The 9,643-nt window shown below is 59.3% G+C and carries 11 protein-coding genes and 1 tRNA gene; 7 read left to right on the forward strand and 5 right to left on the reverse strand.

Features of this window, described 5'->3' with window-relative positions; genetic code table 11:
• Positions 1-964: 964 nt before the first annotated feature.
• From gpt to NOM67_RS20930, 5 genes are all read left to right on the forward strand, one after another.
• Complete coding sequence (gpt, locus tag NOM67_RS20910) at positions 965-1,432, forward strand: xanthine phosphoribosyltransferase (RefSeq protein ID WP_033114875.1); 468 nt, start codon at positions 965-967, stop codon at positions 1,430-1,432.
• A 120-nt stretch (positions 1,433-1,552) separates the two neighbouring features.
• Complete coding sequence (frsA, locus tag NOM67_RS20915) at positions 1,553-2,821, forward strand: esterase FrsA (protein WP_041210452.1); 1,269 nt, start codon at positions 1,553-1,555, stop codon at positions 2,819-2,821.
• A 62-nt stretch (positions 2,822-2,883) separates the two neighbouring features.
• Complete coding sequence (crl, locus tag NOM67_RS20920; RefSeq protein WP_042031710.1) at positions 2,884-3,276, forward strand: sigma factor-binding protein Crl; 393 nt, start codon at positions 2,884-2,886, stop codon at positions 3,274-3,276.
• Positions 3,277-3,433: 157 nt separating this feature from the next.
• Positions 3,434-4,537 (forward strand): glutamate 5-kinase, encoded by a 1,104-nt coding sequence (gene proB / locus NOM67_RS20925; protein ID WP_005338991.1) that lies wholly within the window; start codon positions 3,434-3,436, stop codon positions 4,535-4,537.
• Positions 4,538-4,571: 34 nt separating this feature from the next.
• Positions 4,572-5,825: a glutamate-5-semialdehyde dehydrogenase gene (locus NOM67_RS20930; protein WP_255939957.1), complete on the forward strand. Its 1,254-nt coding sequence runs from the start codon at positions 4,572-4,574 to the stop codon at positions 5,823-5,825.
• A gap of 85 nt (positions 5,826-5,910) precedes the next feature.
• Here NOM67_RS20930 and NOM67_RS20935 read toward each other — a convergent pair whose 3' ends face one another.
• From NOM67_RS20935 to rsgA, 5 genes are read right to left on the reverse strand one after another with little or no spacing between them, the layout of a single operon-like run.
• On the reverse strand, positions 5,911-6,300 hold the full coding sequence (locus tag NOM67_RS20935) for a hypothetical protein (RefSeq protein ID WP_209297922.1): 390 nt from the start codon (positions 6,298-6,300) through the stop codon (positions 5,911-5,913).
• 2 nt (positions 6,301-6,302) lie between these two features.
• Positions 6,303-6,566 (reverse strand): DUF2960 domain-containing protein, encoded by a 264-nt coding sequence (locus NOM67_RS20940; RefSeq protein WP_042031708.1) that lies wholly within the window; start codon positions 6,564-6,566, stop codon positions 6,303-6,305.
• Between the two features lie 4 nt (positions 6,567-6,570).
• Positions 6,571-6,822 (reverse strand): VF530 family DNA-binding protein, encoded by a 252-nt coding sequence (locus NOM67_RS20945; RefSeq protein ID WP_005341005.1) that lies wholly within the window; start codon positions 6,820-6,822, stop codon positions 6,571-6,573.
• Positions 6,819-7,691, reverse strand: coding sequence for an archaetidylserine decarboxylase (gene asd / locus NOM67_RS20950; RefSeq protein WP_201907702.1), 873 nt, complete (start codon positions 7,689-7,691; stop codon positions 6,819-6,821). Before asd ends, NOM67_RS20945 begins: the two co-directional genes overlap by 4 nt.
• Before the next feature lie 28 nt (positions 7,692-7,719).
• Entirely contained in the window at positions 7,720-8,754 is a 1,035-nt protein-coding gene (gene rsgA, locus NOM67_RS20955) for a small ribosomal subunit biogenesis GTPase RsgA (RefSeq protein WP_033135848.1), read from the reverse strand.
• Between the two features lie 91 nt (positions 8,755-8,845).
• On the opposite strand from rsgA, the gene orn reads away from it, so the two are divergent.
• Both orn and NOM67_RS20965 read left to right on the forward strand, forming a co-directional pair.
• On the forward strand, positions 8,846-9,391 hold the full coding sequence (orn, locus tag NOM67_RS20960) for an oligoribonuclease (protein ID WP_124241374.1): 546 nt from the start codon (positions 8,846-8,848) through the stop codon (positions 9,389-9,391).
• A 178-nt stretch (positions 9,392-9,569) separates the two neighbouring features.
• Positions 9,570-9,642 (forward strand) — tRNA-Gly (locus NOM67_RS20965).
• Position 9,643 lies beyond the last annotated feature (1 nt).

Raw genomic sequence — 9,643 nt, forward strand, 5'->3', positions numbered from 1 at the left:
CAGGACTCCTTACCAGCACGGAATGAAAGAGGCCCCGTCAGTGGGCCTGGAAAGTGGATAACGATAATACAGTCAATCGCAGAAAAATGTGAGCGGTTAGCGCAAATCGCAGGGCGGTTGTGCTGCCGGTGGCCACCGGGGCAGTGCAATTGTCAGGCTCGGGTGACACTGTTTGGCAGAAACGATATTTATGTGACGAGCTTCACAAAAAGATTGAATTTACGGTGCCGGCTGGTAAATTAGCTCCCGTGGTTCGCCACCCGTCAGGATGACGATGAAAGCCTCCAGGGAACCGAAGCAAAGCAAGTGCGCCTCCATGGAACCGAGTGTTCGTTCAAGGATTTGAGCCCGCATAAAGGTACGTAACTTGTTAAGCAATCAGGAGATTCAAGATGCCAGGCAGCAACTCTACCTATTGGTTCGCCCCATCTCTCTATACCCAGGGTTTCAGCTACCCTAACCCCTTCGTCAACCGTCGCTAAGACGAGCTTGTCCTGAGGGGCAAGTCACCCGATTGGGTGCAGACGACAAAGCAGCAGGTGCGCGAGGTCAATCCTCCCCCTGCTATTTTTTTATCTGTCGTTTGTCAAAGAGCGCCAATTGTCGCTGACGAGAGGGGCGCAAGATTGGCCATTCGACTCTCTGGTTGGGTCATTTGAAGATGAAGAGGCCAATTTTTCCTGAATTTGGCATACGTTTGCCAGGCATTTTCTCTGCAAAGGGTGCTATCATATCGGCCCAACAGCCTGTCCGCGGTTTTGGCACTCTTATCGACCCAAGCGCCGGATATGTCCATCTTGCTTCCACTGCTATCAGATTTGCTGCCGAGGTCATCCCTCAGGCAGAACAAGTGCAATCTGAATTCAGCCGGACAAGAGCCGCCATTTATTGGCATTCGAGAGGATACTTTCGAATGCCATTATTTTAAGTGATTGTTTTTGTACAACTATTCGAGATCGATAATATGCCGAAAAAGTTTTATGTGTCGTGGGACAACCTGCAACGTGAAGCTCGCCGTCTGGCTCGTCGTCAACTGCCTGCCAACCAGTGGAAAGGGATCATCGCGGTCAGCCGCGGCGGTCTGGTACCCGCAGCCCTGATGGCCCGTGAACTCGGCATCCGCAACGTAGAGACCCTCTGCATCTCCAGCTATGACCATGACAACCAGCGCGAGCTGGTGGTTGTGAAGGGTGCGACCACTGCCGGTGACGGCGAAGGTTGGCTGGTGGTGGAAGATCTGGTGGACACCGGCACAACCGCCAAGGCCATCCGCGATCTCTACCCGAAAGCCAAGTTCATCGCCATTTTTGCCAAGCCGATGGGTGAGCCGCTGCTGGATGATTTCGAAGTTGCCATTCCGCAGGACACCTGGATCGAGCAACCGTGGGATATGGCGTTGGAGTTTGTCACGCCAATCTGCGACGAAGAGTAATGGTTTCACAGGGCTCCTTGAAGGAGCCCTGTTTTTTTGTGTATCAATCTGTTGCGGGGTGGCTGACGGGCAGTAAAAGTGGTTAAGATGAACCATTGCCTGATTGAAAGAGACATTATCTTGGACTTGAACGACGACCTTAATCTGACCGAAAAACTGTTCACCCGGGTCAAGAAGGTATTGGAAACTTCCGAGATCTCCAACTCCAGCCCTGCCGAACTGGCCGAGGCCGAGTCAGACGAGATGTTTATTGACGGCTCCATGTCAAAGAGCTGGTATCGCCTGCTGCGCCGCCCATCCTGGGCCTGGCAGGGGGCAGATCCGGTCGAGGTGGAGCAGACTCTGGCCCGTATCGCCATGGCGACCGGCGAGCGCACCCACGACTGCTATCTCGATACCATCAAGGGCTATGTGCCCGGCAACTGGATCTACGAGTGGAGCCAGGTGGCTGGCACCTATTTCAAGCAGGGCCGCGAACTGTGCGAGCAGGGCGATAAGGAAGGGGCTCTCAAGCAACTGCTCAAGGCGGTGCGCTACTACTCCATCGCCAGTTACCCCCATCTCAAAGATGATGAACTGGCGGATCAGGCCCAGCTGCTCGGCAACATGGCCTATCGCGAAGCAGGCCGGCTGTTCAAGGTACCGCTCAAAGAGATCCAGGTGCCATTTCGCGGCAAGAATATTCAGGGCTATCTCCACCTGCCGGCCACCGACAAGCCGGTGCCGCTGGTGATCATCAGCGGGGGGATCGACTCCCTGCAGCTCGATTTTCTCAACTTCTACCTCAAACGGCTCGAACCCAACGGCATCGGCATGCTGTCGCTGGATATGCCGGGCATCGGCTATGCCGAGCACTGGCCACTGGTGCAGGATACCAGCCGTCTCCATCAGGCGGTGCTGCACTACCTCTCCGAGGTGGCCTGGGTCGATCACCAGCGTATCGCCATGGTCGGTTTTCGACTGGCGGGCAATGTGGCGGCGCGGCTGGCCTTTATCGAGCCGTTCAAGCTCAAAACCGTGGTCTGTGTCGGGGCCGGGGTCAATCAGGTGTTTACCAATCAGGAGTTGTTTGCCCGATGCCCGCGCATGATGCGGGACAGTCTGGCCAACCGGTTGGGGGCCGATGCGGCCCAGTGGGATACCATGCGTACCAAGTGCCAGGTATTTTCACTGAAAACGCAAGGATTGCTCGGGACTCGCACATCGGTGCCGATATTAAGTATCGGACACAAGAGAGATTTCATCTGTCCCGAGCAGGATGTCCGGGCGTTGGCGTCGGCCAGCCGCAATGGCAAGGCCATCGTGTTTGACAAACAGCCCTTGCTGGAGGTCTATGACCAGGCGCTGGATGAGATTGTCGAGTGGTTGAAACGGCACCTGTGTGCCTGATATTGCGCTAAAAATCTGACGCCATCACCAGGTGGCGCGGCTTGTTTAACAGGGAGGTTAACATGTCTGAAAGAGTGACCTACAAGCGGCTGCTGCGGCAGTTTGCTGCCATTGGCCCCTATCTGCGCGAAGATCTCTGTGAAGAGGGGCGTTACCGCTTCGACTGTTTGTCTGTCTGCGTCAGCGCCAAACCGGCGCCGGACAAGCGGGAGTTCTGGGGTTGGTGGCTGGTGCTGGAGCAGGATGATCACCAGTTCCGCTATCACTATCAGTTCGGTTTTTACAATGCCGATGGCGAGTGGCTCGACAAGCCGATCCCCAAGAAGCATCAGGTGGAGGTGGAACGCACCCTCAACCGCTTCTACAAGCTCATCAGCGACAAGTTGGCCGCACTTGAGTGTCACTTGTCTCCTGCCGAGCAGGTCACCAACGAGTTGACCGTAACGGCAGCCTGATCCCCTGAAGTCCTGCGAGTTGCATCTGTTACTCGCAGGGCTCCAGTTCTCTCTCCTCCCGTTTTTTCTCCTCTTCCACCGCACCATGAATTGCCTTGCAGGGCTCCATGGCCGTGGGTATAAAGATATTCCTTACTTTTTTAGCCTTTATGCTCCCATGGAAAACAGAACCATAGTCGTCAAGTTGGGCACCAGCGTGCTCACAGGGGGGTCTTCCCAGCTCAATCGTGCCCATATGGTCGAGCTGGTCAGACAGTGTGCGGCCTTGCACCGTCACGGCCATCGGGTCGTGGTGGTCACCTCGGGGGCGATCGCCGCCGGGCGTGAGCATCTGGGGCACCCGCCACTGGCGCCAACCTTGCCCAACAAGCAGATGCTGGCTGCAGTCGGTCAGACCCAGCTCATTCGGGTGTGGCAGGATCTGTTCAACCTCTATGGCTTGCATATCGGCCAGATGCTGCTGACCCGCGCCGATCTGGAAGATCGGGAGCGCTATCTCAATGCCCGCGATACCATGCGGACCCTGCTTGATCACCGCATTATTCCGGTCATCAACGAAAACGACGCGGTGGCGACCGCTGAAATCAAGGTGGGCGACAACGACAACCTCTCCGCCCGCGCCGCCATCCTGGCGGATGCCGATCTGCTGATCCTGCTCACCGACCAGAAGGGACTGTTTACTGCCGATCCGCGTACCAATCCCGATGCCCAGCTCATCGAAGAGGTGCAGACCATCGACGATACCCTGCGCTCGCTGGCGGGTGACAGTGTCAGTGGCCTCGGTACCGGCGGCATGGCCACCAAGCTGCAAGCCGCCGATGTGGCACGCAGGGCCGGCGTCAATGTGGTGATCGCGACCGGCCAGATGCCGGAGGTGATCGGCCGTCTCGCCAAGGGCGAGCGTATCGGTACCCTGTTTCCGGCGCTGGCCTCCCCGCTGGAAGGGCGCAAGAGCTGGATCCTGGCAGGCCCACCCCCTCACGGCGAAGTCCATGTGGATCAGGGGGCTGTCGCCGCCATGAAGGATAAAGGTTCCAGCCTGCTGCCCAAGGGGATCGTCGCGGTCAAGGGCGACTTTATTCGGGGCGATGTGGTGCGCATTCTTGATCCCAAGGGCGCCGAGCTGGCCCGCGGTATCTGCCGTTACGACCATCTGGAGCTGGATAAACTGCGCGGCGTCCACTCGGACCAGATTGAGCAGGTATTGGGCTATGGCTACGGCTCTGTGGCTATCCATCGAGACGACATGGTGCTGCTCTAATCAGGGCGGCACGGCATGAACAAAGGGAAATGAGATGAGTCTGGAGAAAATGGGGCAGGCGGCCCGTGAAGCCGCCTATCAGCTGGCTACCGTCAGCACGGCGCAGAAGAACCGGGCGCTGGCCGCCATCGCCGACGAGCTGGAGGCGCGCAGCGAGCAGATCCTCGCGGCTAACGACAAGGATATCGCGGCAGGCCGTGAGGCTGGCCTGTCAGAGGCGATGCTGGATCGCCTGCTGCTTAATCCGGCCCGGCTGGCCGGCATCGTGGCGGATGTGCGCAAGGTAATCACGCTGGATGATCCGGTCGGCGCCGAAATGGATAGCCGGGTGCTGGAGAATGGCCTGCGCCTCTCCCGTCGTCGGGTGCCCATCGGGGTTATCGGCGTCATCTACGAGGCGCGCCCCAACGTCACCATCGACATCGCCAGCCTCTGCCTCAAGACCGGCAACGCCAGCATATTGCGTGGCGGTCGCGAGACCTTCCACTCCAATCTGGAGCTGGTGCGGGTTATCCAGCATGCGCTGGCGGCCTCCGGCCTGCCCGAGGCGGCAGTACAGTACATCGACAACCCGGATCGGGCGCTGGTGGCCGAGCTGCTGCGCCTCGATCGCTATGTGGACATGATCATCCCCCGTGGCGGTGCCGGCCTGCACAAGATGTGCAAAGAGAACAGCTCCATTCCGGTCATCATCGGCGGCTTTGGCATCAGCCATATCTTCGTCGACGAGAGCGCCGATCTGGTGCGCTCTCTGGCGGTTATCGACAACGCCAAGGTACAGCGCCCCTCCGCCTGCAACGCCCTCGATACCCTGCTGGTGCACGAAAAGGTGGCCGCCACCTTCCTGCCGCAACTGGTGGCGCTGATGAATGAACGCAAGGTGACGCTGGTCGGCGCGGCCAACGCCATGACGCTGCTGGCGGGCGCCGACAACCTGTGCGAGGCGGGGCCGGAGGATTTCGATACCGAGTGGCTGGGACTGACCCTGGGAGTCAAGCTGGTGGCGGATGTGAACGAGGCGCTGGCCCATATGCGCGAGCACAACGCCGGTCACTCCGATGCCATCCTGACCAACGATCTGGCCAACGCCGAGCGTTTCGTCAACGGGGCCGGTTCGGCGGCGGTCTACGTCAACGCCTCGACCCGCTTCACCGATGGCGGCCAGTTTGGGCTGGGGGCCGAGGTGGCGGTGTCGACCCAGATGCTGCACGCCCGTGGCCCCATGGGGCTGACCGAGCTCACCAGCTACAAGTGGGTGGGGCAGGCCGATTACCTTAGCCGCGCCTGATAACCGGTTGTTTCAGATATAAAAATGCCGACCCTTGGGTCGGCATTTTATTTGGCGGATATCGGGAAGATATCAGGCGTTCGGGTTACTCCCCCTGATAGATCACCTTGTCACCGGATTTGAGCACATAGCCCTTCCAGGGGAAGAGGGTGTAACCGCTGCCCTGCCACGACCAGTTGCCTTCCATGCCCTGACGGGCAAGCTGGTGCTGCTCGCCGGTGGGCAGGGTCAGTTCGGCCTTGCTCTGATCGGTGTTGAACAGCACGAACGCGCTGCTGGTCTGGCTGGCATCGGTCGGATTGAGCCGGATGCCCTGCTCGAACAGACGCACGCATTTGCCGGTCAGCGCTGACCACTGATAGCCCGCACTGCCGATGCAGCCGTGGCTGTCGCGATCGCTGCCAACCAGATGTTGTTCCGGTGTACTGCATGCCGCCAGCAGCAGGGAGGCGGCCATCAGAGTCAAGGTTCGCATGGTTACTCCTGATCCTCTTCGAGATTGTCCCGTTCGATGACGATGTTGGAGAACCCCAGCTCCTTGAAGTAGTTCTCCCGGTAATCCTTCACGCTCTTCTTGTCGCGCCGGCACACTTGAGCCAGCTGAGCCTCCATGGCGTGGAAGCTGGCGAGATCGATCCCTTCGGCAGCGGCAACCGCATCATAGATGCTGTTGAACTTGTCGTTGGCATAGCCGATCGTTTTGGCCTGCTTCTTGTAGGTGTAGGTAATCTTGAACGCCATGGCGTTATTCCTTTGATTTGGCTTGCTTGCGCTGAACGTAGAGGTAGAGGCTCTCTACCTTCTCCCGGGCCCATGGGGTCTTGCGCAAGAACTTCAGGCTGGATTTGACACTGGGCTCATGGGTGAAGCAGCGGATATTGATCTGCTGCCCCAGCTCTTCCCAGCCGTAGTGTTCGACCAGAGCGGTGACGATGGCTTCCAGCGTCAGCCCGTGCAGCGGGTTGTTCTTCTGCGAGGCGTTCGGTTGCTCGCTCATGCCTGCTCCGCCAGCTTGGCAAAGGGCTGACCCATGCGGGTGGTGACCCCGTTGGTCAGATGAGGTTCGAAACCGGCCAGCATGCCCGGGCCGAACAGGCAGACGACAGTACTGCCCAGTTTGAACAGACCCATCTCGGCACCTTTTTGCAGGGTAATGGCCTCGTCGCCGGTGTAGTCCCAGCGCACCACCTTCTTCTCTTTGGTCGGCGCAATGTTGCCGGCCCAGATGGTCTCGATGCTGGCCACGATAGTCGCACCGACCAGCACCAGCGCCATCGGGCCGTGCGGGGTGCGGAAGGTGGCCACCACCCGCTCGTTGCGGGCAAACAGGTTCGGCACATTCTCGGCGGTGAGCGGGTTGACGGAGAAGAGATCCCCCGGCACGAACACCATGCTCTCCAGTACGCCGTCCAGCGGCATGTGGATGCGGTGGTAATCCTTGGGCGCCAGATAGATGGTGGCGAAGTCGCCATCCTTGAACGGCGCCACCAGATCCTCATAGCCGCCCAGCAGCTCGCGGGCGCTGTAGTCGTGGCCCTTGGCCTGAATGATGCGACCCTGCTGGATGGGGCCGAGCTGGCTGACGGTGCCATCCACCGGCAGCGCCAGGGTCATGGCATCTTCTACCACGGGGCGGATGCCGGGCTTGAGCTCGCGGGTGAAGAACTCGTTGAAGCTCTTGTAGTGGGCCGGGCTCTCGTGCAGCGCCTCGCTCATGTCGACCTGGTACTGCTTGATAAAAGCCTCGATCACTTTGGTGGTGATGTTGCCCGCTTCGGCGGCGGCAAACTTGCCGATCAGACGGGAGAGGGCGTGCTTGGGCAGACAGTATTGACCGGCAATTTTCAGGTTGTCAGTAATGCTCATGTTCATCATCAACGTAGGTTAAACAGGGTCACAGGCGCGCCTGTTGGCGACCGTGACGGGCTTCCTGCATGGTTTCCAGGATGCGGTGATAGTTGTGGAAGCGATCGGCGCTGATGGCACCACTGTCGACTGCTGCCCGTAGGGCACAGCCGGGATCGTCCTTGTGGGTACAGTCGCGGAACTTGCAGCCACCCAGATAGTCGCGAAACTCGACGAAGCACCAGGTGATGCGGTCGGCTTCCAGATGCCAGAGGGCGAACTCGCGGATCCCGGGGGAGTCGATGAGATCGCCACCGCTCGGGAAGTGGTAGAGCCGCGCCGTGGTGGTGGTGTGCTGGCCGAGCCCCGAGTTTTCGGAGATCTCGCCGGTGAGCACATCCAGCCCCGGCATCAGGGCGTTGGTGAGCGAGGATTTGCCCACCCCGGACTGGCCGACGAAGATGCTGATCTTGTCGGTGAGCTTGGCTTTCAGTTCATCGAGCCCTTCACCGCTCTCGCAGCTCACCAGCAGCACCTCGTAATTGAGTTTGCGGTAGGTTTCGAGCTGGCGCTCGATGCGCGCTCTGGCGGCATCATCGAGCATATCGACCTTGTTCAGCACGATGAGGGGGCGGATCTCCACATCCTCGGCGGCCACCAGATAGCGGTCGACGATGTTGGTGGAGAACTCGGGCATCACCGCCGAGACGATGATGATCTGGTCGATGTTGGCGGCGATGGGTTTGACCCCGTCGTAGAAGTCCGGCCGGGTCAGTACCGAGTGGCGCGGATGCACCGCTTCGATGACGCCGGCGATGGCGGCATTGAGGCCGGGACGCCACACCACCTTGTCGCCGCACACCAGACTGCTGATGCTGCTGCGCCGCAGGTTGCTGCGGTGAATGGTGCCATCGCTCGCTTCCACGTCCGCGTGCTGACCGAAACGGCTGATCACCACCCCTTCGATGGCCGGGCCAAACAGGGTGTCATCCACCTCTGTGGTGTGCTCTTTTTGCAGCCGACGCTCGCGGTTGGCCTGGACGCGTCTTTGTTGACCCAGATTGAGTTTTGCTTTCTTTGCCACTCGATTCGCCAGTTTATGAACAGATCCAAAGCCAGTATGATACATGCAAATTGGCAAAATTCCGCCATTCCTCCCAACAGAGAGAGTAATCATGACAGTCAGCGCGCAGAACCTGGTATGGATCGACATGGAGATGACGGGTCTCGACCCCGAAGAGAACGTGGTACTGGAGATTGCCACCATCGTCACCGACAAGGACCTGAACGTGCTGGCCGAAGGGCCGGTGATCGCCATCCACCAGAGCGATGAAGAGCTGGCCAAGATGGACGAGTGGAACGTCAACACCCACACCAAGAGCGGTCTGGTGGCCCGGGTCAAGGCGAGCCAGCATGACGAGGCGAAGGCCGTTGCCGAGACCCTCGCGTTCATTCGCCAGTGGGTGCCGGAGCGCACCAGCCCGCTGTGCGGCAACAGCATCGGTCAGGATCGCCGCTTCATGGTCAAGCACATGAGCGATCTGGAAGCCTTCTTCCATTACCGCAACGTCGACGTCAGCACCATCAAGGAGCTGGTACGCCGCTGGCAGCCGGAACTGCTGGATCAGTTCAAGAAGAGCGGCACCCATCAGGCGCTGGACGACATCCGCGAATCCATCGCCGAGCTGCAGTTCTATCGCAGCCACGTCTTCAAGATCTGATTCCCCGGCAAGGGTTTGTCATGCGCTGGCTGCTAAAATCGACAGTTCGGCCAGCTTTTGAGCGAACGCGCGCAACCAGACAAAAAAGCCCTTGCAATTGGAAGGACTGCTCTTATAATTCGGCTCCCGTACAGTAGCGCAAGCAACCAAATGCTGTACGGCCTGTTTTAAGGTAGTTGCGGGAATAGCTCAGTTGGTAGAGCACGACCTTGCCAAGGTCGGGGTCGCGAGTTCGAGTCTCGTTTCCCGCTC

Source organism: Aeromonas sp. SG16 (genome assembly GCF_024436135.1).
Classification (GTDB): Bacteria; Pseudomonadota; Gammaproteobacteria; order Enterobacterales; family Aeromonadaceae; genus Aeromonas; species Aeromonas jandaei.

Coding starts and splice junctions, on each gene's coding strand:
- gpt (WP_033114875.1), top strand. CDS start 965: ATGCCGAAAAAGTTTTATGTGTCGTGGGACAACCTGCAACGTGAAGCT.
- crl (WP_042031710.1), top strand. CDS start 2,884: ATGTCTGAAAGAGTGACCTACAAGCGGCTGCTGCGGCAGTTTGCTGCC.
- proB (WP_005338991.1), top strand. CDS start 3,434: ATGGAAAACAGAACCATAGTCGTCAAGTTGGGCACCAGCGTGCTCACA.
- NOM67_RS20930 (WP_255939957.1), top strand. CDS start 4,572: ATGAGTCTGGAGAAAATGGGGCAGGCGGCCCGTGAAGCCGCCTATCAG.
- NOM67_RS20935 (WP_209297922.1), bottom strand. CDS start 6,300: ATGCGAACCTTGACTCTGATGGCCGCCTCCCTGCTGCTGGCGGCATGC.
- NOM67_RS20940 (WP_042031708.1), bottom strand. CDS start 6,566: ATGGCGTTCAAGATTACCTACACCTACAAGAAGCAGGCCAAAACGATC.
- NOM67_RS20945 (WP_005341005.1), bottom strand. CDS start 6,822: ATGAGCGAGCAACCGAACGCCTCGCAGAAGAACAACCCGCTGCACGGG.
- asd (WP_201907702.1), bottom strand. CDS start 7,691: ATGAGCATTACTGACAACCTGAAAATTGCCGGTCAATACTGTCTGCCC.
- orn (WP_124241374.1), top strand. CDS start 8,846: ATGACAGTCAGCGCGCAGAACCTGGTATGGATCGACATGGAGATGACG.